Source organism: Silvania hatchlandensis (assembly GCF_025564065.1).
GTDB classification, from domain to species: domain Bacteria; phylum Pseudomonadota; class Gammaproteobacteria; order Enterobacterales; family Enterobacteriaceae; genus Enterobacter; species Enterobacter hatchlandensis.
In genome coordinates, this window is the sequence record NZ_JAMGZK010000054.1 from 81,613 (window position 1) to 105,481 (window position 23,869).

23 protein-coding genes and 2 pseudogenes are annotated in these 23,869 nt (G+C 57.1%); 14 read left to right on the forward strand and 11 right to left on the reverse strand.

Going from position 1 to position 23,869, the window contains the following annotated elements:
- Entirely contained in the window at window positions 1-1,353 is a 1,353-nt protein-coding gene (gene pabB, locus M8014_RS19415; RefSeq protein ID WP_271284013.1) for an aminodeoxychorismate synthase component 1, read from the reverse strand.
- A 61-nt stretch (window positions 1,354-1,414) separates the two neighbouring features.
- Here pabB and M8014_RS19420 point away from each other — a divergent pair, with 61 nt between their 5' ends.
- Window positions 1,415-1,597, forward strand: coding sequence for a YoaH family protein (locus M8014_RS19420; RefSeq protein ID WP_271284014.1), 183 nt, complete (start codon window positions 1,415-1,417; stop codon window positions 1,595-1,597).
- Window positions 1,598-1,603: 6 nt separating this feature from the next.
- On the opposite strand, the gene M8014_RS19425 is transcribed toward M8014_RS19420, so the two are convergent.
- Complete coding sequence (locus tag M8014_RS19425) at window positions 1,604-1,948, reverse strand: RidA family protein (RefSeq protein ID WP_271284015.1); 345 nt, start codon at window positions 1,946-1,948, stop codon at window positions 1,604-1,606.
- A gap of 127 nt (window positions 1,949-2,075) precedes the next feature.
- On the opposite strand from M8014_RS19425, the gene M8014_RS19430 reads away from it, so the two are divergent.
- The 5 genes from M8014_RS19430 (at window position 2,076) to rnd (ending at window position 8,466) form a co-directional block, all read left to right on the forward strand.
- Window positions 2,076-3,986, forward strand: coding sequence for a DNA repair helicase YoaA (locus M8014_RS19430; protein ID WP_271284016.1), 1,911 nt, complete (start codon window positions 2,076-2,078; stop codon window positions 3,984-3,986).
- Between the two features lie 66 nt (window positions 3,987-4,052).
- Complete coding sequence (gene tsaB, locus M8014_RS19435; protein ID WP_271284017.1) at window positions 4,053-4,748, forward strand: tRNA (adenosine(37)-N6)-threonylcarbamoyltransferase complex dimerization subunit type 1 TsaB; 696 nt, start codon at window positions 4,053-4,055, stop codon at window positions 4,746-4,748.
- A gap of 35 nt (window positions 4,749-4,783) precedes the next feature.
- The gene (locus tag M8014_RS19440) at window positions 4,784-5,374 is read left to right on the forward strand and encodes a Slp family lipoprotein (RefSeq protein ID WP_271284018.1); all 591 of its coding nucleotides are present in this window, start codon (window positions 4,784-4,786) and stop codon (window positions 5,372-5,374) included.
- Between the two features lie 204 nt (window positions 5,375-5,578).
- Window positions 5,579-7,264, forward strand: a complete 1,686-nt coding sequence (gene fadD, locus M8014_RS19445) for a long-chain-fatty-acid--CoA ligase FadD (RefSeq protein WP_271284019.1) — start codon at window positions 5,579-5,581, stop codon at window positions 7,262-7,264.
- Between the two features lie 74 nt (window positions 7,265-7,338).
- Window positions 7,339-8,466 (forward strand): ribonuclease D, encoded by a 1,128-nt coding sequence (gene rnd / locus M8014_RS19450; RefSeq protein WP_271284020.1) that lies wholly within the window; start codon window positions 7,339-7,341, stop codon window positions 8,464-8,466.
- 57 nt (window positions 8,467-8,523) lie between these two features.
- On the opposite strand, the gene minE is transcribed toward rnd, so the two are convergent.
- From minE to minC, 3 genes are read right to left on the reverse strand one after another with little or no spacing between them, the layout of a single operon-like run.
- Window positions 8,524-8,790, reverse strand: coding sequence for a cell division topological specificity factor MinE (minE, locus tag M8014_RS19455; protein ID WP_003859937.1), 267 nt, complete (start codon window positions 8,788-8,790; stop codon window positions 8,524-8,526).
- A gap of 3 nt (window positions 8,791-8,793) precedes the next feature.
- Entirely contained in the window at window positions 8,794-9,606 is an 813-nt protein-coding gene (gene minD, locus M8014_RS19460; protein WP_271284021.1) for a septum site-determining protein MinD, read from the reverse strand.
- A 23-nt stretch (window positions 9,607-9,629) separates the two neighbouring features.
- Entirely contained in the window at window positions 9,630-10,337 is a 708-nt protein-coding gene (gene minC / locus M8014_RS19465) for a septum site-determining protein MinC (protein WP_271284022.1), read from the reverse strand.
- A gap of 126 nt (window positions 10,338-10,463) precedes the next feature.
- Here minC and M8014_RS19470 point away from each other — a divergent pair, with 126 nt between their 5' ends.
- The 3 genes from M8014_RS19470 (at window position 10,464) to M8014_RS19480 (ending at window position 11,984) form a co-directional block, all read left to right on the forward strand.
- The gene (locus tag M8014_RS19470; protein ID WP_271284023.1) at window positions 10,464-10,739 is read left to right on the forward strand and encodes a YcgL domain-containing protein; all 276 of its coding nucleotides are present in this window, start codon (window positions 10,464-10,466) and stop codon (window positions 10,737-10,739) included.
- 48 nt (window positions 10,740-10,787) lie between these two features.
- Window positions 10,788-11,447, forward strand: coding sequence for a fumarylacetoacetate hydrolase family protein (locus M8014_RS19475; RefSeq protein ID WP_271284024.1), 660 nt, complete (start codon window positions 10,788-10,790; stop codon window positions 11,445-11,447).
- A 93-nt stretch (window positions 11,448-11,540) separates the two neighbouring features.
- The gene (locus M8014_RS19480) at window positions 11,541-11,984 is read left to right on the forward strand and encodes a YcgN family cysteine cluster protein (RefSeq protein WP_271284025.1); all 444 of its coding nucleotides are present in this window, start codon (window positions 11,541-11,543) and stop codon (window positions 11,982-11,984) included.
- A gap of 39 nt (window positions 11,985-12,023) precedes the next feature.
- Here M8014_RS19480 and dsbB read toward each other — a convergent pair whose 3' ends face one another.
- Both dsbB and nhaB read right to left on the reverse strand, forming a co-directional pair.
- Window positions 12,024-12,554, reverse strand: coding sequence for a disulfide bond formation protein DsbB (dsbB, locus tag M8014_RS19485; protein WP_271284026.1), 531 nt, complete (start codon window positions 12,552-12,554; stop codon window positions 12,024-12,026).
- A gap of 143 nt (window positions 12,555-12,697) precedes the next feature.
- Complete coding sequence (nhaB, locus tag M8014_RS19490; protein ID WP_271284027.1) at window positions 12,698-14,236, reverse strand: sodium/proton antiporter NhaB; 1,539 nt, start codon at window positions 14,234-14,236, stop codon at window positions 12,698-12,700.
- A 198-nt stretch (window positions 14,237-14,434) separates the two neighbouring features.
- On the opposite strand from nhaB, the gene fadR reads away from it, so the two are divergent.
- On the forward strand, window positions 14,435-15,154 hold the full coding sequence (fadR, locus tag M8014_RS19495; protein ID WP_271284028.1) for a fatty acid metabolism transcriptional regulator FadR: 720 nt from the start codon (window positions 14,435-14,437) through the stop codon (window positions 15,152-15,154).
- A 67-nt stretch (window positions 15,155-15,221) separates the two neighbouring features.
- Here the strand turns inward: fadR and M8014_RS19500 are convergent, their stop codons facing one another.
- Window positions 15,222-16,754, reverse strand: a complete 1,533-nt coding sequence (locus tag M8014_RS19500; RefSeq protein WP_271284029.1) for a SpoVR family protein — start codon at window positions 16,752-16,754, stop codon at window positions 15,222-15,224.
- A 323-nt stretch (window positions 16,755-17,077) separates the two neighbouring features.
- Here M8014_RS19500 and M8014_RS19505 point away from each other — a divergent pair, with 323 nt between their 5' ends.
- The 3 genes and pseudogenes from M8014_RS19505 to M8014_RS22905 form a co-directional block, all read left to right on the forward strand.
- Complete coding sequence (locus tag M8014_RS19505; protein WP_271284030.1) at window positions 17,078-18,376, forward strand: D-amino acid dehydrogenase; 1,299 nt, start codon at window positions 17,078-17,080, stop codon at window positions 18,374-18,376.
- 12 nt (window positions 18,377-18,388) lie between these two features.
- Entirely contained in the window at window positions 18,389-19,459 is a 1,071-nt protein-coding gene (gene dadX / locus M8014_RS19510; RefSeq protein WP_271284031.1) for a catabolic alanine racemase DadX, read from the forward strand.
- A gap of 65 nt (window positions 19,460-19,524) precedes the next feature.
- Window positions 19,525-19,614, forward strand: a pseudogene (locus tag M8014_RS22905) (hypothetical protein); the annotation flags it as partial.
- Here M8014_RS22905 and M8014_RS19515 read toward each other — a convergent pair.
- Both M8014_RS19515 and ldcA read right to left on the reverse strand, forming a co-directional pair.
- Window positions 19,612-21,279: pseudogene (locus M8014_RS19515) on the reverse strand (potassium/proton antiporter); the annotation flags it as partial. The pseudogenes M8014_RS22905 and M8014_RS19515 sit on opposite strands and share 3 nt — an antisense overlap.
- A 97-nt stretch (window positions 21,280-21,376) precedes the next feature.
- Window positions 21,377-22,291, reverse strand: a complete 915-nt coding sequence (ldcA, locus tag M8014_RS19520; RefSeq protein ID WP_271284033.1) for a muramoyltetrapeptide carboxypeptidase — start codon at window positions 22,289-22,291, stop codon at window positions 21,377-21,379.
- Between the two features lie 113 nt (window positions 22,292-22,404).
- On the opposite strand from ldcA, the gene emtA reads away from it, so the two are divergent.
- The gene (gene emtA / locus M8014_RS19525; protein ID WP_271284034.1) at window positions 22,405-23,016 is read left to right on the forward strand and encodes a membrane-bound lytic murein transglycosylase EmtA; all 612 of its coding nucleotides are present in this window, start codon (window positions 22,405-22,407) and stop codon (window positions 23,014-23,016) included.
- 36 nt (window positions 23,017-23,052) lie between these two features.
- On the opposite strand, the gene ycgR is transcribed toward emtA, so the two are convergent.
- On the reverse strand, window positions 23,053-23,784 hold the full coding sequence (gene ycgR, locus M8014_RS19530) for a flagellar brake protein YcgR (protein ID WP_271284035.1): 732 nt from the start codon (window positions 23,782-23,784) through the stop codon (window positions 23,053-23,055).
- Between the last annotated feature and the right edge of the window lie 85 nt (window positions 23,785-23,869).

Consider the following 23,869-nt stretch of genomic DNA (forward strand, 5'->3'; position numbering starts at 1 on the left):
TTAATACTCCAGTTGCTGCAGAATGCGGTTCACTTTATCAAAGGTTTCCTGATATTCCGCATCGGCCTGGCTATCTGCGACGATCCCGCCGCCTGCGGAGCAGTAGAGCTGTCCGTCAAACGCGGTCAGCGTGCGAATGGTGATGCTGGTATCCATGCCGCCGCACAGGCTGAGGTAGCCGATGCTGCCGCACCAGGCATTGCGCCGATGCGGCTCCAGTTCGTCGATGATCGCCATCGCCCGCACCTTTGGCGCACCGGTAATCGACCCACCCGGGAAGGCGGCGCGCAGTAGATCGCAGGCGGTACGCGCAGGGGGCAGGCGGGCGGTAATGGTGCTCACCAGGTGGTGCACAGCAGGGAAGGGCTCAACGATGAACAGTTCCGGTACTCGCACGCTGCCGGGTTCGGCTACCCGGCCAATATCGTTACGCATCAGATCGACAATCATCAGGTTCTCAGCGCGATCTTTTGGCGAGGCGGCGAGTTTCTGTGCCTGCTGGCGATCGGCCTCGGCATCTGCCAGACGCGGCAGGGTGCCTTTAATGGGGCGGGTCTGGATGGTGCCATCCGCCAGGTGAATAAAGCGCTCCGGCGACAGGCTCAGAATCGCCCCCTCGTCGAGGCGTATAAAGGCGCTGAACGGCGCGCGGTTCTGGGCATTCAGCTGAGTAAACGCCTGCCACTCATCGCCCTCGTAATGGGCCTGAAAGCGCTGAGCCAGGTTAACCTGGTAGCAGTCGCCGCTGTGCAGGTAAGCCTGCACCTGGTGGAATTTTTCGTGGTACTCCGCCTCCGTCATATTGGCCTGCCAGCGGGAGGTTAAGCGGAATGCGGGCCCGGATGCAGGGGCGCGTCGGGATTCAAGCCACGCCAGCCGCGCGGCCGCATCGCCATGGCACACCAGCGACACCTGCTGTTTGTGGTGATCGACGATCAGCGCCCAGTCGTACAGGCCCACGGCCATATCGGCCAGGGTGATATCGCGCGCGGCATGCTCGGGCAGGTGTTCAAAGCGGCGTCCGAGATCGTACCCGAACAGGCCGAGCGCCCCGCCCTGGAAGGGCAGGTCAGGGTCTGACGCGCAGGGCAGTCCCATCGAATCAATAGTCTGCTGCAGCAAAGTCAGCGGACAGGCGTCAACGTGAAGGCCATCAATGACGGTATCCGCACCGTGTGTCACCAGCGTGGTGCGCGGATCGGCCACCAGAATATCGAAGCGGCTGTAGGGATGATCCGCATGGCCAGAGTGCAGCAGCATCGCCCACGGCAGATGGCTTATTGGCGCAAACCAGAATTCTGCGGCGTCAGGGCGCCACGATAATGTCAAAACAGTGGGGGATAACGGGTTCATCGGTGGCATACTACCGGGCAGCGTGAAATTATTAGCGCTGATAATTTAGCAGGAGTTGACGATGTTTGCAGGTTTACCTTCACTGAGCCATGAGCAGCAACAAAAGGCCGTCGAGCGCATTCAGGAACTGATGTCCAACGGGATGAGCAGCGGGGAGGCTATTACCATCGTCGCAGCAGAGTTACGCGCCACCCACACCGGAGAGCGGATTGTGGCGCGTTTTGAGGATGACGAAGAAGAGTAACCCGCCTTACACCGCAGCGATGATCTTAATCTCAACCTTATACTGCGGTTTCATCAGTGTCGCCTGTACCGTGCAGCGTACAGGCGCATGACCTGCCACCACCCACGCATCCCAGGCTGTGTTCATCGCCGCGAAATCGTCTTTATTTGCCAGAAAAATGGTCGCATCCAGAATACGGGATTTGTCGCTGCCCTGTTTCTCCAGCACGGCGTCAATCTGTGCCAGGGTGTTGGCGGTCTGTTCAAGCGCGTCGGCATCCAGATTCGCCGGTACGCCGGTGTAGTAAAGGGTCTGGTTGTGGATCACCACATCTGACCAGCGGGCTTCGGCATCAATGCGAACAATTGTCATATACGATTCCTCGTTAGTGTGAATTTCAGCGGGCAAGACTGCCATATTGTTTTGTCTGCGTCACTCTCGACTGGCGCCAGGGCGAGCGGCCTGACATAATCCCCTGTGCAAAAATACAGGGGGCAGAGTGGCAGACGATTTCTTAGCAGACGGGCAGTTAGCGCAGGCAATTCCCGGTTTTAAGCCGCGCGAGCCGCAGCGTCAGATGGCGCACGCGGTCGCCAAAGCCATAGACAGCGGTCAGCCGCTGGTGGTGGAAGCGGGTACCGGTACCGGTAAAACCTACGCCTATCTGGCGCCTGCACTGCGCGCCAAAAAGAAAGTGATCATCTCCACCGGCTCGAAAGCCCTACAGGATCAGCTCTACAGCCGCGACCTGCCGACGGTGGCAAAAGCCCTGAAATACAAAGGCCGTCTGGCTCTGCTGAAAGGGCGCTCCAACTATCTGTGCCTTGAACGCCTCGAACAGCAGGCGCTGGCGGGCGGTGACCTGCCGGTACAAACCCTCAGCGACGTTATCATCCTGCGCAGCTGGTCCAATCAGACTCTCGACGGGGATATCAGCACCTGCGCCAGCGTAGCCGAAGACTCCGCCGTCTGGCCACTGGTCACCAGCACCAACGACAACTGTCTGGGCAGCGACTGCCCGCTGTATAAAGACTGCTTCGTGGTAAAAGCGCGTAAAACGGCAATGGATGCCGACGTGGTGGTGGTCAACCACCATCTGTTCCTCGCCGATATGGTGGTTAAAGAGAGCGGCTTTGGCGAGCTGATCCCCGAGGCCGAGGTATTAATCTTCGATGAAGCGCACCAGCTTCCTGATATCGCCAGCCAGTATTTCGGCCAGTCGCTCTCCAGCCGCCAGCTGCTGGACCTGGCGAAAGATTTCACCATTGCGTACCGCACCGAACTGAAAGATACCCAGCAGCTGCAAAAGTGTGCCGACCGCCTGGCACAAAGCACTCAGGACTTCCGCATGCAGCTCGGCGATCCGGGCTATCGCGGCAATCTACGAGAGCTGCTGGCCAATCAGCATATCCAGCGCGCGCTGCTGTTACTCGATGACGCGCTGGAGCTTTGTTACGACGTGGCGAAGCTGTCGCTGGGCCGCTCGGCCTTGCTGGACGCCGCCTTTGAACGCGCGACGCTGTATCGCACGCGCCTGAAACGGCTAAAAGAGTTCAACCAGCCGGGCTACAGCTACTGGTACGAATGCAATTCCCGCCACTTCACCCTTGCCCTGACGCCGCTGACCGTGGCCGATAAATTTAAAGAGGTGATGGCGCAAAAACCGGGTAGCTGGATTTTTACCTCCGCGACGCTGTCGGTGAACGACGATCTGCACCACTTCACGGAGCGGCTGGGCATCGAGCAGGCGGAATCGCTGCTGCTGCCCAGCCCGTTCGACTATGCCACCCAGGCGCTACTGTGCGTGCCGCGTAACCTGCCGCTACCCAACCAGCCGGGGGCGGCCCGCCACCTGGCGGCGATGCTTAAGCCGATGATTGAGGCCAACAATGGCCGCTGCTTTATGCTCTGCACCTCGCATGCCATGATGCGCGATCTGGCCGAGCAGTTCCGTGCCACCATGACCCTGCCGGTGCTGCTGCAGGGTGAAACCAGCAAAGGTCAGCTGCTCCAGCAGTTTGTCAGCGCGGGCAATGCCCTGCTGGTGGCGACCAGCAGCTTCTGGGAAGGGGTGGACGTGCGCGGCGATGCCCTGTCGCTGGTGATCATCGATAAACTGCCCTTTACCTCTCCGGACGATCCGCTGCTGAAGGCGCGGATGGAAGATTGCCGTCTGCGCGGGGGCGATCCGTTCGACGAAGTACAGCTCCCGGATGCCGTCATCACGCTTAAGCAGGGCGTCGGGCGTCTGATCCGCGATGTGGACGACCGCGGGGTGCTGGTGATCTGCGATAACCGACTGGTGATGCGCCCTTACGGCGCCACCTTCATCGCCAGCCTGCCGCCTGCGCCACGCACCCGCGACATCGATCGCGCCGTGCGCTTCCTTGCGGCGACCCGGACGGAGTAATTTGCCTGGGCGTGTGCTAAAATACGCGCCTTTTTGTGACTGACCATTGCGAGAGCGCGACAACGAATGCGAATTCTGGCTATTGATACCGCTACAGAGGCCTGCTCTGTTGCCCTGTGGAACGACGGTGCTATCTGTGCTCATTTCGAAGAGTGCGCCCGGGAACATACCCAACGTATCCTGCCGTTGGTGAAGATGATCCTCACCGAAGGCAACACCTCCCTGCATAACCTTGATGCTCTGGCCTATGGCCGTGGCCCCGGCAGCTTTACCGGCGTGCGCATTGGTATTGGCATTGCGCAGGGGCTGGCGCTGGGCGCCGAACTGCCGATGATTGGCGTCTCGACGCTGGCCACCATGGCGCAGGGCGCATGGCGCAACACCGGTGCAACCCGCGTGCTGGCCGCCATCGACGCGCGAATGGGCGAAGTCTACTGGGCGGAGTACACTCGCGATGAGCAGGGCGTCTGGCACGGCGAAACGAGCGAAGCGGTGCTCAAACCGGACGCGGTAAGCGAGCGCTTGAAAACCCTGTCGGGTGAATGGGCGACCGTGGGCACCGGCTGGCAGACGTGGCCAGATATGGCTAACGACAGTGGCCTGACGCTGGTTGAGGGGAAGGTATTACTGCCTGCTGCAGAAGATATGCTGCCGATTGCCTGTCAGATGCTGGCAGCCGGACAAACCGTGGCGGTCGAGAAGGCCGAGCCGGTTTATTTACGAAACGAAGTGGCGTGGAAGAAACTTCCGGGCCGGGCATGAATCTCAGTAATAGAATCTGAGAAAAGGAGTCGCACATGGCGGTTCAACAATGCGTAGTTCGCCTGCTGGCGGTGGGGGCGTTGACCCTGGCCCTGAGCGGGTGTGTTTCGGTTCCTGATGCCATCAAGGGCAGCAGCCCGACGCCGCAGCAGGATCTGGTGCGGGTAATGAATGCGCCGGAGCTGTACGTGGGTCAGGAAGCACGCTTCGGCGGTAAAGTGGTTGGCGTGGAAAACCGGCAGGGCAAAACCCGACTGGAAATTGCCACCGTCCCGCTGGACAGCGGGGCACGTCCGATCCTGGGTGAAGCCTCACGCGGACGGATCTTTGCCGATCTGAACGGGTTCCTCGACCCGGTGGATTTCCGTGGGCATCTGGTCACCGTTGTCGGTCCGATCACTGGCGCGGAGCAGGGCAAAATTGGTAATACGCCGTATAAATTTATGACCATGCAGGCTAACGGTTACAAGCGCTGGCGCGTGACGCAGCAGGTGATGATGCCTCCGCAGCCGATTGATCCCTGGTATTGGGGACCGCATCCATGGCGCTATGGCGGTTATGGTGGCTATGGCGGCTGGGCAGGATACGGTGGACCTGCAGAGGTTCGGACGATAGTCACCGAGTAACTTGCTGTTATTATTATAAAAGAAGCAGCGGCGCGTCCGCTGCTTCTCATTTTCGACGGCTATAACAAAAATAAATAGTGACGCGCTTCGCAACCTTAAATCCGGACAATTTTTAAACTGGTACGCTGAGTTAATATTATGTTAACGACTTGTATATTAACCGGGGTTGTGATGACGACGAACACGCATTTCAGAGGTGAAGTAGTGAAGAAGGTTTGGCTTAACCGTTATCCTGCGGATGTCCCCGCCGAGATAAACCCTGACCGTTATCAATCCCTGGTTGAACTGTTTGAACACTCCGTCGCGCGTTACGCCGATCAGCCTGCCTTCGTGAACATGGGCGAGGTGATGACCTTCCGCAAGCTGGAAGAGCGTAGCCGGGCTTTTGCCGCCTATCTGCAACAGGGTTTAGGTCTGCAAAAAGGTGATCGGGTGGCATTAATGATGCCTAACCTGCTGCAGTATCCGGTTGCGCTGTTTGGCATCCTGCGTGCGGGCATGATCGTGGTCAACGTCAATCCGCTGTATACCCCCCGCGAGCTGGAGCATCAGCTCAACGACAGCGGTGCAGCGGCAATTGTGATTGTCTCCAACTTTGCCCACACCCTGGAAAAAGTGGTTGATAAAACCCAGGTGAAGCACGTCATTCTGACGCGGATGGGCGATCAGCTGTCTACCGCCAAAGGGACGCTGGTTAACTTCGTCGTCAAATACGTTAAACGGCTGGTGCCAAAATACCACCTGCCGGATGCTATCTCCTTCCGCCGTGCGCTGCACAATGGCTACCGGATGCAGTACGTGAAGCCGGAAGTGGTGCCGCAGGATCTGGCGTTCCTGCAATATACCGGCGGCACGACGGGCGTGGCGAAAGGGGCAATGCTGACCCACCGCAACATGCTGGCCAACCTCGAGCAGGTGAATGCCACCTACGGCCCGCTGCTGCATCGCGGCAAAGAGCTGGTCATCACCGCGCTGCCGCTGTATCACATCTTCGCCCTGACCATGAACTGCCTGCTGTTTATCGAGCTGGGCGGGCAAAACGTGCTGATAACCAACCCGCGTGATATTCCGGGACTGGTGAAAGAGCTGGCGAAATATCCGTTTACCGCCATGACAGGGGTTAACACGCTGTTTAATGCGCTGCTCAACAACAAAGAGTTCCATCAGCTCGACTTCTCAACGCTGCATCTCTCCGCAGGCGGCGGGATGCCGGTTCAGCAGGCGGTGGCCGATCGCTGGGTCAAGCTGACCGGTCAGTATCTGCTCGAAGGCTACGGCCTGACCGAATGCGCCCCGCTGGTCAGCGTCAACCCACACGATATCGATTATCACAGCGGCAGCATCGGCCTGCCGGTGCCCTCCACCGAAGCGAAGCTGGTGGACGATGAGGATAACGAAGTCGCACCTGGCGAACCAGGCGAGCTGTGTGTAAAGGGCCCGCAAGTGATGCTCGGCTACTGGCAGCGCCCGGATGCCACCGACGAAATCATCAAAGACGGCTGGTTATATACCGGTGATATCGCGGTGATGGACGACGAAGGCTTCCTGCGCATTGTCGATCGCAAGAAAGATATGATCCTGGTGTCCGGCTTTAACGTCTATCCTAATGAAATCGAAGACGTGGTGATGCAGCACGACGGCGTGCAGGAAGTGGCGGCCGTGGGCGTGCCTGCGGGCAGCAGCGGCGAAACGGTAAAAATCTTTGTCGTGAAAAAAGATCCGGCCCTGACTGAAGAGGCGCTGGTCACCTTCTGCCGTCGTCAGTTGACCGGCTATAAGGTACCGAAGCTGGTAGAGTTTCGGGATGAACTGCCTAAATCGAACGTCGGGAAGATATTACGACGAGAATTACGTGACGAAGCGCGTGCCAAAGTGGACAATAAAGGCTGAGCTTCGTGCTAGTCACTCCAAAACGCTGGCTACGCCGGCGTTTTTTTATGGGTGCAAACTAAAGAGAAAATGATTTGAACTACCAGATGATCACCACCAATGACGAGCTGGCTTCCCTGTGCGATGTCACTCGCGACGCGCCCGCCATCGCTCTGGATACCGAATTTGTTCGTACCCGTACCTATTATCCGCAGCTGGGTCTGATCCAACTGTACGACGGCAAACATGTGTCGCTGATCGACCCCCTTGGAATCACCGACTGGGCACCGATGCGTGCGCTACTGCTGAACACGGCCATTACTAAATATCTGCACGCCGGTAGCGAAGATCTGGAAGTTTTCCTCAATACGTTCGGCATCATGCCGCAGCCGTTGATCGACACCCAGATCCTGGCGGCGTTTGCCGGTCGTCCGCTCTCATGGGGGTTTGCCGGCATGGTCGAAGAGTATACGGGGCTGGTGATCGACAAGAGCGAATCCCGCACCGACTGGCTGGCGCGCCCGCTGACCGAGCGTCAGCTCGACTACGCGGCGGCAGATGTGTTTTACCTGCTGCCGATTGCCGGTCAACTGATGCAGGAGGCGGAAGCCTCAGGCTGGCTGCCCGCCGCGCTCGATGAGTGCCGCATGACGCAGCAGCGTCGTCAGGAGGTCACCGACCCGAAAGACGCCTGGCGCGACATCACCAACGCCTGGCAGCTGCGTACCCGTCAGCTGGCCTGCCTGCAACTGTTGGCCGACTGGCGTCTGCGCAAGGCTCGTGAGCGCGATCTGGCGGTGAATTTCGTGGTGCGTGAGGAGCATCTGTGGGGCGTGGCGCGTTATATGCCTTCCAGTCTGGGCGAACTGGACAGCATTGGTTTGTCCGGCTCTGAAATTCGCTTCCACGGCAAAACGCTGCTGGCACTGGTGGCTAAAGCCCAACAGCTGCCGGACGATGAACTGCCAGAACCCCTGCTGAATCTGATGGACATGCCGGGCTATCGCAAAGCCTTTAAAGCGATTAAAGCGTTGGTACAGGAAGTGGCTACCGAAAGCAAAATTAGCGCCGAGCTGCTGGCGTCGCGTCGTCAGATCAACCAGCTGCTAAACGTGCACTGGAAGCTGAAAACGCCAAATGGACAGCCGGAGTTAATTTCAGGCTGGCGTGGGGAATTGATGGCCGATCGTCTGAAGGCCTTGCTGGAAGAGTATCCGCAGTAAGCCGTAGAGTAGGCCGGGCAAGCGCAGCGCCGCCCGGCGTCTACAGGCCCCACAAACCTAACGTGATTCTTCCGCTTCCGGCAGGGTCACGTTGAGCTCCAGAATCGAGATATCCCCGTCCTTTTGCTCCAGCTGTACGGTGACCATTTCCGGGTCGATCTGCACGTACTTACAAATCACTTCCAGAATGTCCTTGCGCAGCTGCGGCAGGTAGTGCGGTTCCGCATCGCTACGACGGCGTTCCGCGACAATGATTTGCAGTCGCTCTTTCGCGATGTTGGCGGTGCTTTTCTTTCGTGAGAGAAAAAAGTCCAGTAATGCCATAACTTATCCTCCGAACAGGCGTTTGAGGAAACCTTTCTTCTCTTCCTCTATGAAGCGGAAAGGACGTTCGTCTCCAAGCAGACGATCCACGGTATCGGCATAGGCTTTACCCGCGTCAGCGTTGACGTCGAGGATCACCGGCTCGCCTTGGTTAGATGCGCGCAGCACGGACTGATCTTCCGGGATGACGCCAACCAGTTTGATGCGCAGGATCTCCAGCACGTCTTCCATGCTCAACATATCACCTTTGTTCACTCGACCCGGGTTGTAACGGGTCAGCAGCAGGTGCTCTTTGATCGGGTCCTGGCCATTTTCCGCACGGCGGGATTTTGAGGCGAGGATCCCTAAAATACGGTCGGAGTCGCGTACGGACGACACTTCCGGGTTGGTGGTGATGATCGCTTCATCGGCGAAGTACAGCGCCATCAGCGCCCCGGTTTCGATGCCTGCCGGGGAGTCGCAGACCACGAAGTCGAACTCCATCTTTTTCAGCTCATCGAGCACTTTCTCCACGCCTTCGCGGGTCAGTGCATCTTTGTCACGCGTCTGAGAAGCCGGCAGAACAAAGAGGTTTTCGGTGCGTTTGTCTTTAATCAGCGCCTGATTCAGCGTGGCATCACCCTGAATCACGTTAACGAAATCGTACACCACGCGACGCTCGCAGCCCATAATCAGGTCGAGGTTACGCAGACCGATATCAAAATCGATAACGACGGTTTTCTTGCCCTTCTGGGCCAAACCGGTTGCGATGGCCGCGCTGGAGGTGGTCTTGCCAACGCCTCCTTTACCAGAAGTCACAACAATAATGCGTGCCATAGAAATTCCTTGTGAAAAAGGGATCAATTCAACGGTTGAACGGCCAAAGCGTTATCTGCCAGTCGCAGACGCGCCGCTTTGCCATAAAATTCGGCCGGGATGTTATCGCTCAGCCAGTAAACCCCCGCGATGGAGACCAGCTCCGCCTCCAGGTGGGTACAAAATATCTGCGCATCGCGCTCGCCGCTGGCGCCCGCCAGCGCGCGGCCGCGCATTGCGCCATAAATATGAATATTGCCATCCGCAATCAGCTCTGCGCCCGCGCTGACGTGATTGGTCACAATCAGGTCGCAGTTTGGCGCATAAATGCGCTGACCGGAACGAACAGGCAGATCAATAAATCGCGTTTTTGTGACAGGGATAACAGCGGGCTCAGGTGGAGCAGGGGGCTCGCTCTCCGGGAGGGCGGTCCGTGGGGCTTTTTCTTTGCCTTCATTCAGCAGCGGAAGACCTGCACGGTCTATCTCTGCTTTCAGTTCGGCATCTTTACAGCCGCTGATGCCCACGATACGCAGACCGGTGGCAGAAACCGCCTCTTGCACATGCCGCCAGTTAACCGGCGCTTCGAGCGCGCTGACGTTGATCACCACCGGCGCATGTTTCAGAAATGCGGGCGCCTGCGCAATTTTGTCTTCTAACGCCTGACGAATAACCTCGGGTTTTGCTTCATGCAAATGAACCACTGATAAGGTGAAGCTACTGCCTTTAAGCTCGATGGGCGTGTTTGACATCCTGGCCTTACTCAATTTGCTTTTAACCGTCACGCCAGCGCGACGATATTCCGAAGAGTACCAGGCATGTTATAGTCACAACTATATTGAGGCAAGTCACCCTCCACGGATATTCAGAGGAAATATATGTTTTGTGTGATCTACAGAAGTACCCAACGGGATCAAACCTATCTTTATGTCGAAAAAAAGGACGATTTCTCCCGGGTGCCTGAGGCACTGCTGAAGTCCTTCGGCAAGCCGCAGCTGGTGATGCTGATGCCCCTCGACGGGCGTAAACAATTGAGCAACGCCGATCTGGAAAAAGTTAAAAGTGCATTAGCTGAACAAGGCTATTATTTACAACTCCCTCCTCCGCAAGAGAATTTACTCAAACAGCATCTTGAAGAGCAGAGGAAAAATTAGTTTAAGAATTATCTGTTAGCATGACATAAACCTTTTTAGGGGATTAACATGTATCAACATCATAACTGGCAAGGAGCCTTACTGGATTTTCCAGTAAGTAAAGTCGTCTGTGTAGGCAGTAATTATGCTAAGCATATTCAGGAAATGGGAAGTGCGGTTCCGGATGAGCCGGTACTGTTCATTAAACCTGAGACCGCGCTGTGCGATCTGCGCCAGCCGCTGGTACTACCGCAGGGGCTGGGGTCGGTTCACCACGAAGTGGAGCTGGCGGTGTTGATTGGTGCCACGCTGCGCCAGGCCTCTGAAGAGCATGTGCAGAAGGCGATTGCCGGTTATGGCGTTGCACTGGACCTGACCCTGCGTGACCTGCAGGGCAAAATGAAAAAAGCCGGCCAGCCGTGGGAAAAAGCCAAAGGCTTTGATAATTCCTGCCCGATCTCCGGGTTTATCCCGGTGTCAGAATTCAAAGACGATCCGCAGAACACCCCCCTGAGCCTGAAGGTTAACGGTGAAGTGCGCCAGCAGGGTTCAACGTCTGACATGATCCACAAGATCGTGCCGCTGATCGCCTATATGAGCCGCTTCTTTACCCTCAAACCGGGTGATGTGATCCTCACCGGCACCCCGGAAGGCGTAGGCCCGCTGTCCGGCGGCGATGAGCTGGAAGTGGCCTTTAACGGCCTGTCACTGAAAACCCGCGTGCTGTAACCCCTGATTGCCGCCTCTTTCCGGCGGCAAAACTTGCATCATGGTGCCAGACTGGTTATAAGGTGCGCTTTCTTTTGTTGCGTGGACATTCTTATGAGCGAAATCCCTTTCTGGCAGAGCAAGACACTTGAGACCATGACCGACGCCGAGTGGGAATCGCTGTGCGACGGCTGCGGCCAGTGCTGCCTGCATAAGCTGATGGATGAAGACTCAGACGAAATCTACTTCACCAACGTCGCCTGTAAACAGCTGAACATCAAAACCTGCCAGTGCCGTAACTACGAGCGTCGCTTCGAGTATGAGCCGGACTGCATCAAGCTGACCCGCGAAAATCTGCCGACTTTTGAATGGTTACCGCCGACCTGCGCCTATCGCCTGCTGGCGGAAGGGAAGGGGCTACCGGACTGGCATCCGTTGCTGACGGGGTCGAAAGCGGCGATGCACGGGGAGCGAATTTCCGTTCGCCATATTGCGGTGAAGGAATCCGAGGTGCGCGACTGGGAAGACCATATTCTGAATCACCCTTCCCGCGCGTAAAAAAAAACCTGCCGCGGCAGGTTTTTTATTTGCCGGACATTAACGCCCGAACAGATCGCGTTTTTTGGGTTTGAACGGCTGGGCAATAAGCACCAGCAGGGCTACCACGAAGAAAGCGACAAAAATACCCACCAGCCACTGCGGCATCTCGAGCGTCAGGAACTCCCACTGGCGCACGGAGCAGTCACCTGAGGCGACAAACACCTGCGGCAGCCATTTGTCCAGCGGCAGCCAGCTTGGGAAGCGGGCGGCAAAATCACAGGTCATAAACGGCGATGGGTGCAGCTGCATCATCGTATGCTCCCAGGCCAGCTCAATCCCTTTCCAGGCACTGTACAGCCAGATAGCGATACCCGCATAGCGCAGCGGGGATTTTGGGGCAATGGCACCCACCAGGCCTGCGCCCATCACGCCGAACAGCGCACAGCGTTCATAGATGCAAAGCACGCAGGGTTTCAGCAACATCACATGCTGGAACCACAATGCCACCATTTCGAGAGCGAAAGCGGTCAGGGCCAACAGCAACCACGCTCCGCGACCGCGCGAGCATTGGTTCAAAAATCTCAACATAATCATTTCCCTGGGACATGCATAGAAAGCGCAGTGTAAACGAAAACATTTTGCGCGCCACCTGCGGCGCGCAAAATAAAACGTAATCGCGTATTTATCATTCGGAAAGTGCCACCGGGCAGCGAGCCGCCCGGTTTACGCACTTAAAGCGACGTCAGTATACCCGTCTGCAGCATCCAATGTGTTAAAGGAATAAGGGTAATTTTGACGCACAGCAAGCCGACCCCGGTTAAAACCACCGTATAGGGCAGCGCCATCCACACCATCTGCCCATAAGAGAGCCTTATCAGTGGTGCCAGCGCAGAGGTAAGCAGGAACAGGAATGCCGCCTGGCCGTTTGGCGTGGCGACGGAGGGCAGGTTGGTACCGGTGTTGATCGCCACTGCCAGCAGTTCAAACTGCTGCTGGCTGATCGCCCCATTCTGCAGAGCGGTTTTGGCTTCATTGATGTACACCGAGCCGACAAACACGTTATCAGAAATCGCCGACAGCAGGCCGTTAAACAGATAGAACAGCGACAGCTGGGCATCGGGTTCAGCCTGCAGTACGTAGCGGATGATCGGCGCAAACAGCTGCTGATCGACAATCACCGCCACGATGGCGAAAAAGATCGCCAGCAGCGCGGTGAAGGGCAGCGCTTCGGTAAAGGCTTTGCCGATGGCATGCTCGTCCGTCACGCCGGTAAACGAGGTGGCGAGGATTATCACCGACAGGCCGATTAACCCCACTTCCGCCAGATGAAACGCCAGCGCAAAGATGAGCCAGGCGCCGATAAGGCCCTGGAAAATCAGCGCCAGCGTCTGCTGGCGGGTACGCTGGCTGCGGCTTTGCTCGTCAAAGGCATGCAGCACCTCGCGAACCTGAACCGGAAGAAGCGTACCGTAGCCAAACCACTGGCGTTTTTCTACCAGCCAGCAGGTAAACAACCCGCACACCAGTACCGGCACGCTCACTGGTGCCACCCGCAGGAAAAAGTCGCTAAACCCCCAGCCTGCGGCCTTGGCGATAATCAGGTTCTGCGGCTCGCCGACCATGGTCATCACCCCGCCGAGTGCGGTACCCACGCCCGCGTGCATCATCAGACTGCGCAAGAAGGCACGGAACTGATCCAGCACCGCGCGCTGCTGGGCATCGACATGGCTGTCGTCCTGCAGCGCATTTTCCGGCTGTGAAGAGGCCACCCGATGATAAATACCGTAAAACCCGACGGCCACGCTAATCACCACCGCCACCACGGTCAGGGCATCGAGAAAGGCCGACAGAAACGCTGCCGCCAGGCAGAAGGCCAGCGAAAGCAGGGTTTTAGACGGAATGCTTAACAGCAGACGGGTAAAGATAAACAGCAGCAGCTGCTTCATAAAGTAGATCCCGGCCACCATAAACATCAGCAGCAGGAGCACTTCGAGGTTAGCCGCCAGCTCTTCTTTCACATGTTCCGCGCTGGTCATGCCTATTACCACCGCTTCAAAGGCAAGCAGGCCGCCCGGCAGCAGCGGGTAACATTTTAACGCCATCGCCAGGGTGAAGATAAACTCCGCGACCAGCAGCCAGCCTGCGGCAAAAGGATCAACGAGAAAGAGGAGTGGGTTAACAACCAGAAAAGCAATAAGAGTGATTTTGTACCAGTCAGGCGACTGACCTAAAAAATTGCGCCATAGCGCGCGACCGTAAGACATTTCCACAACAAATTTCCCTGTCCGTCAGATTATTACGCCCTAAGTATATCCAAAGCTTACCCGGTAAGGGGCGGCAGCGGTGTTTTTTAAATAATAAAAATAAAACGGCGATCCCCTTTTCTCAGCTTGCTGCGCTATCTGCCTCAGCCTGCCTCTGGTATGATGAGTAAATTTTGTAAAAAGCAGTGGAATGGACAACTCACTATGGTCATAAAGGCGCAAAGCCCGGCGGGTTTCGCTGAAGAGTATATTATCGAAAGCATCTGGAATAACCGTTTCGCTCCAGGCTCGATTCTTCCCGCAGAACGCGAACTCTCTGAACTGATTGGCGTCACCCGCACCACCTTACGCGAAGTGTTACAGCGTCTGGCGCGCGATGGCTGGTTGACAATCCAACACGGCAAACCGACCAAAGTGAATAACTTCTGGGAAACGTCGGGTCTGAATATTCTCGAAACGCTGGCACGTCTCGATCATGAAAGCGTGCCGCAGCTGATTGATAACCTGCTCTCCGTGCGCACCAACATTGCTACCATCTTTATCCGCACTGCATTTCGCCAGCACCCGGATAAAGCGCTGGAAGTGCTCGCCCGCGCCACGGCGGTGGAAGACCACGCGGATGCGTTTGCGCTGCTGGACTACAACGTCTTCCGCGGGCTGGCGTTTGCCTCCGGCAACCCAATCTACGGCCTGATCCTCAACGGGATGAAAGGGCTGTACACCCGCATCGGTCGTCATTACTTCGCCAACCCGGAAGCCCGCAGTCTGGCGCTTGGTTTCTACCATAAGTTGAGCGAACTTTGTGCCGAAGGGATGCACGACCAGGTCTATGAAACCGTGCGTCGTTACGGTCACGACAGCGGCGAGATCTGGCACCGGATGCAGAAAACGCTGCCTGGCGACCTGGCGATCCACAGTCGCTAAAATAAAAAAACCTCTCATTCGAGAGGTTTTTTTTGCCGGGTAAGCGACGCGCCGCCCGGTCATAATACTACAGCATATTGCTCTTAGCCGGGCAGCGCTCCAGTAACTCCACGCTGCCGTCTTCGTTTTGCTGCTCCAGCAGAATATCAAAGCCCCACAGCCGATGGACATGCTTCAACACCTCTTTACGCCCTTTATCCAGCGGGGCGCGATTGTGCGGAATATAGCGCAGCGTTAAGGAGCGATCCCCACGTAGATCCACATTCCATACCTGAATATTCGGCTCCAGATTACTCAGGTTGTACTGGGAGGAGAGCCGGGAGCGGATCTCGCGATACCCCTCTTCATTGTGGATCGCCGAAATCTCCAGATAGTTGTTGTGATCGTTATCCAGCACCGTAAACAGGCGAAAATCACGCATCACTTTCGGCGACAGGAACTGGCTGATAAAGCTCTCGTCTTTGAAGTCGCGCATCGCAAAATGCAGCGTCTCCAGCCAGTCGGAACCGGCGATATCCGGGAACCAGTATTTATCCTCTTCCGTCGGCGTCTGGCAAATACGCTTGATGTCCTGGAACATGGCAAAGCCAAGAGCATACGGGTTAATGCCGCTGTACCACGGGCTGTTGTAAGGGGGCTGGAACACCACGTTGGTGTGGCTGTGCAGGAACTCCAGCATAAAGCGTTCGCTGACTTTGCCCTCGTCGTACAGATGGTTGAGGATGGTGTAGTGCCAGAACGTCGCCCAGCCTTCGTTCATTACCTGGGTCTGTTTTTGCGGATAGAAATACTGGCTGACCTTGCGCACGATGCGCAGGACCTCACGCTGCCACGGCTCCAGCAGCGGGGCGTTTTTCTCCATAAAGTAGAGCAGGTTTTCCTGCGGCTCAGAAGGGTAACGCCGCGCTTCAACAACCGCTTTCTCTTCTTCACGCTTTGGCAGAGTGCGCCACAGGGTATTCACCTGGCTCTGCAGATACTCTTCGCGACTTTTCTGCCGGGCTTTCTCCTCCTGCAGGGAGATTTTCTGCGGACGTTTGTAGCGATCCACGCCGTAGTTCATCAGCGCATGGCACGAATCCAGCAGCTTTTCAACCTCATCCACCCCATAGCGCTCTTCGCACTGGGTGATGTAGTTGCGGGCGAAAATCAGGTAATCGACAATCGAACTGGCATCGGTCCAGCTGCGGAACAGGTAGTTATTCTTGAAAAACGAATTATGCCCGTAGCAGGCGTGCGCCATCACCAGCGCCTGCATGGTAATGGTGTTCTCTTCCATCAGGTAGGCGATACAGGGGTTGGAGTTAATAACGATCTCGTATGCCAGCCCCTGTTGACCGTGCTTATACAACCGCTCGGTTTCAATGAATTTTTTACCAAACGACCAGTGGGTATAGTTGATCGGCATTCCGACGCTGGAGTAAGCATCCATCATCTGTTCGGAGGTGATCACTTCGATTTGGTGGGGGTAGGCGTCCAGACGGTAGATTTTTGCTACCCGGTCAATTTCGGCCAGATAGGTATCCAGCAGCTCGAACGTCCAGTCGGGTCCATCGCTCAGACGGGTGGTGTCCTTATCCATGGGGTCAAATGTAGCCATTAGCGCGCCCTCGTTGTGGGTAGCTCTCTCTGTCTGGAGAACCTCATTTCAAGCATAGAACACGCCAATCAAAAGCGTGCTGGTGCGCTATTTTTTTCTTTGCGATTTCCCGTTTTTCGGTGAGCGAAAAAGTGCTATCTCGCAGCATAATCTGCTGGTTAAAAATGCCGCGCAGCAGGAGATCCCAAATACGCCCCAACCCCGTATGCAGGGGAAGGTGTGAGATAAGTCACCATAAAAAAGGCCTATGTTGAATAATATTTTCAGCTGGGTTATCAATATGTAATCAGAAGATTGTTCTTTTGCTTATAAATGGAGTGGCTATGCGTGTTGTCATACTGGGAAGTGGCGTCGTTGGCGTAACCAGCGCCTGGTACTTAAGTCAGGCCGGGCATGAGGTGACCGTTATCGATCGCGAACCAGGACCGGCGCTGGAGACCAGCGCAGCCAATGCCGGACAAATTTCTCCGGGCTACGCGGCACCCTGGGCGGCACCGGGCGTGCCGCTGAAGGCAATTAAATGGATGTTCCAGCGTCATGCGCCGCTGGCGATTAGCCTTGACGGCACCCAGTTCCAGCTAAAGTGGATGTGGCAGATGCTGCGCAACTGCGACACTCGCCACTACATGGAAAATAAAGGTCGGATGGTGCGTCTGGCTGAATACAGTCGCGACTGCCTGAAAGCCCTTCGCGCGTCCACCGATATTCAGTACGAAGGCCGCCAGGGCGGCACATTACAGCTGTTCCGCACCGCGCAGCAGTATGAAAACGCCACCCGCGATATCGCGGTGCTCGAAGACGCGGGCGTGCCCTATCAGCTATTGGAAGCCAGTCAGCTGGCGCAGGTCGAACCGGCGTTGGCCGAGGTGGCACACAAGCTGACCGGCGGGCTGCGCCTGCCCAACGATGAAACCGGCGACTGTCAGCTGTTTACCCAGAACCTGGCGCAGATGGCCGCCCAGGCCGGGGTCAAATTCCGCTATAACACTCCGGTCGATAAGCTGCTGTACGAAGGGGATAACATCTACGGCGTGCAGTGCGGCGACGAAGTGGTCAAAGCCGACGCCTACGTGATGGCCTTTGGCTCGTATTCCACGGCGATGCTGAAGGGCATTGTGGATATTCCGGTCTATCCGCTGAAAGGTTACTCCCTGACCATCCCGGTGAAAGAGGACAGCGGCGCTCCGGTTTCGACTATCCTTGATGAAACATACAAAATCGCGATCACCCGATTTAACAATCGGATCCGCGTGGGGGGAATGGCGGAAATCGTCGGCTTTAACACTGAGCTGCTGCAACCGCGCCGGGAAACGCTGGAGATGGTCGTCGGCGATCTGTTCCCGCGCGGGGGATTTATCGAACAGGCGACCTTCTGGACCGGGCTGCGGCCGATGACCCCGGACGGCACGCCGGTGGTTGGACGGACCCCGTTCAAAAACCTGTGGCTCAATACCGGGCACGGTACCCTGGGCTGGACGATGGCCTGCGGTTCAGGACAGCTGCTGAGTGATTTGATCTCCGGACGCACGCCCGCCATTCCGTTCGATGATCTCAGCGTCGCGCGCTACCATCCGGGTTTCTCTCCGTCACGTCCGCAGCATTTACACGGCGCGCATAACTAACAAGGAGTCGTCATGTCCCGTCCCGTTCAGGCTCAGCTGGATCTGCAGGCCCTGAAACATAACCTGCAAATTGTCCGGCGCGCTGCGCCCGCGTCCCGCATCTGGTCGGTGGTCAAGGCCAACGCCTATGGTCACGGTCTTGATCGTATCTGGAGTGCATTAGGTGCGACCGATGGTTTTGCGCTGCTCAATCTTGAAGAGGCGATCCTGCTGCGCGAGCGCGGCTGGAAAGGGCCTGTTCTGATGCTTGAGGGCTTTTTTAACAGCGACGAACTGCCGCTGCTTGATAAGTACCGCCTGACTACCAGCGTGCACAGTAACTGGCAGATCAAGGCCCTACAGAACGCGAAGCTGCACGCCCCGCTCGATATCTACCTGAAGGTCAACAGCGGCATGAACCGCCTCGGGTTTCAGCCGGAACGCGTGCATAGCGTCTGGCAGCAGTTACGGGCGCTTAAAAACGTGGGCGAGATGACCCTGATGGCGCATTTTGCCGATGCCGAGCAGCCGGACGGTATTGTCGAGCCGATGCTGCGTATTGAACAGGCGGCGGAGGGGCTGGATTGCTCGCGCTCGCTGTCTAACTCGGCAGCCACGCTCTGGCATCCGGAGGCACATTTTGACTGGGTGCGTCCGGGGATCATCCTGTACGGCGCGTCGCCTTCCGGGCAGTGGCAGGATATCGCCAACAGTGGCCTGAGGCCAGTAATGACCTTGCGCAGTGAAATCATCGGTATCCAGACCCTGAAGGCGGGTGATACCGTTGGATATGGCAGCCGCTATCGGGCGTCCGGCGAACAGCGGATCGGCATTGTTGCTGGCGGTTATGCCGACGGCTATCCGCGCGTGGCACCCTCTGGCACCCCGGTATGGGTTGATGGCGTACGCACCGGCACGGTGGGAACGGTGTCGATGGATATGCTGGCTATCGACTTAACCCCGTGTCCGCAGGCTGGGATCGGCTCGCCGGTTGAGCTGTGGGGCAACGAGGTCAAAGTAGATGATGTCGCCGCAGCGGCAGGCACCATTGGGTACGAGTTGTTAACCGCGTTAGCCCCAAGGGTGCCCGTGGTTACGATATAAAAGCAAAACGGTAACGCCTGTTACCGTTTTTAGTCTTTGCGCCCTCTCCCGGTGGGAGAGGGGGGGTGAGGGCATCAGGCCGCAGCTTACTCCTCGGCGTCTTCCGCCACGCGTACACCCACTTTCAGCACCGCATTGTCCTCTTTCTCAGCCACCGTCCAGATCATCCCGGCAAATTCGACCTGGTCACCGACCACCGGTGCCGCACCCAGCAGCTGCTGAACAATCTCGCCCAAGGTCTGTTGCTGGTCGCGATACTCCAGCCCTTCGTCCAGGCCGTAAATCAAGGCCACGTCGGCAAACTTGGCGCTGGCTTCCAGAATAAAGTCGCCAAAGAAGCGCTGATCCAGCGCCACCGGCGGCGACTGGCTGAACAGCTTGCCGAGCGCAGGCAGGTCGCGCTCGCGGCCAATCACGCACAGAATATCCCCTTCACGCAGGCGCGTACTTCCGGTCGGGTGCAGCAGGGCGTTATCGCGAAACAGCGCGGCAATGCGCGTCTCATCAGGCATATGCAGGTCGCGCAGCGACGCCCCTACGCACCATTTATCGGCGCTGAGCTGGTAGACAAACTGCTCCCACGGATTATCCGGATGAATATCCAGCCCGACGCGGGAGACCGGCCAGCCCACGGGTGGGATCACCACTTTGGCCTTTTTCGCCGCCCATGACAGGGACGTGCCCTGGAAAAGCAGCGACACCAGCACCACGAAGAACGCCACGTTGAAGAACAGCCGCGAATTATCCAGCCCGGCCATCATCGGGAATACCGCGAGGATAATTGGCACCGCACCCCGCAGGCCCACCCAGCTGATAAACACGCGCTCGCGCAGGTTAAACCCTTTAAACGGCAGCAGCCCGGCAAACACCGAGAGCGGACGGGCAATGAAAATCATCCACAGCGACAGCAGCAGCGCCGGCACGGCAATCGGCAGCAGATCCGATGGCGTCACCAGCAGGCCGAGCACCAGGAACATGCCAATCTGCGCCAGCCAGGCCAGACCGTCGAAGTTTTGCAGAATGCCAAAGCGGTTGCGGATAGGACGGTTCCCCAGCAGAAAACCGCACAGGTAGACAGCCAGAATGCCGCTGCCGTCCAGGGCGGTGGTCAGGGCAAAAATCAAAATCCCACCGCTCAGTGCCAACAGCGGGTACAGCCCCGCAGGCAGCGAGATGCGGTTAATCATTTGCAGCAGCAAGTAGCCGCCGGAAAGGCCAATCAGGATCCCCAGCCCAAACTGCTGAATGATATGCCAGGCGAATATCCAGCTCAGACTGGTCTCGTGCTGCTGAATCATCTCGATCAGGGTGATGGTGAGAAACACCGCCATCGGATCGTTGCTGCCGGATTCAATCTCCAGCGTCGAGCCAACGCGTTCGTTGAGACCCTTACCCCCCAGCAGTGAAAACACGGCGGCGGCATCGGTAGACCCGACAATCGCGCCAATCAGCAGCCCTTCCATGATATTCAGATGAAATAGCCACGCTGCCATCATCCCGGTCAGGCCGGAGGTGATCAGTACCCCCACCGTCGCCAGCGACAGGGCCGGACCCAGCGCCACGCGAAACGAACTGGCCTGGGTGCGCATACCGCCGTCCAGCAGGATCACCGCCAGCGCGAGGTTACTGACCATGTAGGCAAACGGGTAATTATCGAACGGGATCCCGCCGACGCCGTCAATGCCCGCCAGCATGCCGATAGCGAGGAAAATAACCAGAATGGGGATGCCAAGACGAGATGAAAATGAACTCAATAAAATACTACAGGTTACAAGTACTGAACCCAGGATAAAAAGACTGATAATTGCTGCGGCATCCAATGTTTGCTTACTCCCGCCTGACGCTGTGATTGTTAGTAAAACCCTACCATATTAACGACACTCACAGCGTTTAATTGAGGCGCTTAAGCGGCTTTTTTTACCTGTTTATTGTGGGATGTCCGCTCAGCGTTAAACGGGTGCTGTTGACATTATGCTCGAGCCTCGCCTGGGCGCCGAGCGGCAGGGTCACTGTCTGCTGTTCATGACCATAATCGAGGCCGCTGATGATTGGCACCGATACCCGGGTGCGCAGGTAATCGATCATGGTTGCGAGGTCGTACCCGGCGTCGTAATCGTTGGAGGCGGCTCCGCTAAAGCTGCCGAGCACAATCGCTTTCTGCCGCTCAAGAATGCCCGCGTGATGCAGCTGCAACAGCATCCGCTCAACGCGGAACGGGTGCTCGTTAATATCTTCCAGAATCAGGATGCCGTTTTCGATAGCCGGCAGCCAGCGGGTGCCCACCAGCGACACCAGCATCGCCAGGTTCCCGCCCCACAGCTGGCCGGTGCAGTCGGCATCCGGGCCGTCGCCCTGCCATTCGACGCGGTAGGTGCTGTTGTGCAGGGCGCGCCAGAAGTGGTCGACGGTAAAGGCATTCAGCTCCGGGGCGCCGAAGTTGCCTGTCAGCATCGGGCCGCTAAAGGTGATGACGTTATGCAGGGCCAGCAGGCCAAGCTGGATCACCGTAAAGTCGCTGTGGCCGCAAATCAGCAGGGGCTGCTCGCGCTGACGCTGGGCCAGCCCCTGCCAGTCGATCTGCTCCAGCAGACGACCCGCACCGTAGCCCCCGCGTACCGCCATCACGATCTGGTTTGCGCCAGGCAGGCGGGCGAGGGCGTTAATGTCCATCAGCCGCTGCGCCTCCGTTCCGGCAAAACGCTGCTGACGGCGGGGTATAATCGTCTGATTTTGTACCTGATGTCCGTCGGCCAGTAACCGCTGCACGCCCCGCTGGGCCGCTTCCTGATTCATGCAGTAACCTGATGGTGCGACGAGATGAAACTGAGACATGGCATTTCCTTGCTGACTTATAAAACCAAATGTATATATCATGCCGCCTGAGCGCGTCCTTCATCAAGCGGAGGATAGGGTGACAGCGATGATTGGCCATAAGGATAGATGACGTGAAATTGAGATGGTTTGCTTTTTTGATTGTGCTGCTGGCAGGCTGCAGTTCAAAGCAGGATTATAAAAACCCGGCATGGAACCCGGACGTTCCCGTCAAGCGGGCAATGCAGTGGATGCCGATCAGCGAAAAAGCCGGTGAGGCCTGGGGGGTCAGTCCGCGTCTGGTCACCGCCATTATTGCCGTTGAGTCTGGTGGCAACCCGACCCTGGTCAGCAAATCTAACGCCGTCGGCCTGATGCAGTTAAAAGCCTCTACTGCCGGAAAAGAAGTGTATCGTCACATGGGCTGGAGCGGGCAACCGTCCACCAGCGAGTTGAAAAACCCGGAACGTAATATCTCGATGGGCACCGCCTACCTGAGCATTCTGGAGCATGGCATTCTGAAAGGGATCGACGACCCGGAGGTGATGCAATACGCGCTGGTGGTGTCGTATGTGAACGGGGCAGGGGCGCTGTTGCGGACCTTCTCGTCCGATCGTAAAAAGGCGATTGCTGAGATCAACGACATGGATAAAGACGAGTTCTTCGACCATGTGGTTAACAACCACCCGTCTCCACAGGCGCCGCGCTATATCTGGAAAGTTCAGAAGGCGATGGACGCCATGTAACCGACCGGGAGGCCGCGCAATGCTGCCTCCCGGCATTTAACGGACTTTATTCGCGCGTTCCCGCGCTTCACGTTCCAGCGAGTAGATAATGCGCTGAAGTTCGCGCTCCGGACCCGGGCCAATATTCAGAAAACGGAAGCTCAGACGCGGGGTGGTAATGGTTTCGTTTTTGCTGTCCACCACTTTCCGTTCGCTGACCGTAATCAGTTGTGCGTCAAAGAAGAACCGACCCCAGCCGCCCATATCCAGTTCAATCTGTGAGAAACGCATCCCCTCCACCAGCGCATCCGGCTTCGCGGTATCCATCAGCGCACCCATCCCGCCCAGCGACAGGTCATGGAGGCGAAAACGGATCACGCTTTTATCGGGCATTTTGGCCTTGCAGAAGTAGGCCGGGTGCAGCGGGGCGCTGATACGGAAGTATTCGCGTCGCTGAATACACCATACCGACGTCGGTAAAAGGGTAATAAAGGCAGGAAGCGACTGATAATTACCCTGTTCCAGGCGGGGTAACTCAAACTCCACTTTGGCGCCCTGGGTATCGGCGGTCACAGAGATATTCTCTGCCCGCAATACGGCGCGGTTTTCGTACTCCTGACTGCCCAGATCCATTACCAGCCGCTCCGGGGTAACGTCGAGGATCTTGCTGATGAACTGGTTTCCTGCCCAGTTGATACGGACGGGCACATCCTGTTTTTGCAGATCGCGTAATACACCTAACACAGCCAGCGGATTAGTTTTCAGGAACTGCTCACTGTAATTACTCACGCCCCAGGGCTCCTCGATGTTGGACAAACTGTGGTTGAGTTATCGGCACCCTCCGCGAGAACTTAATACAAATCCGTGATTTTTT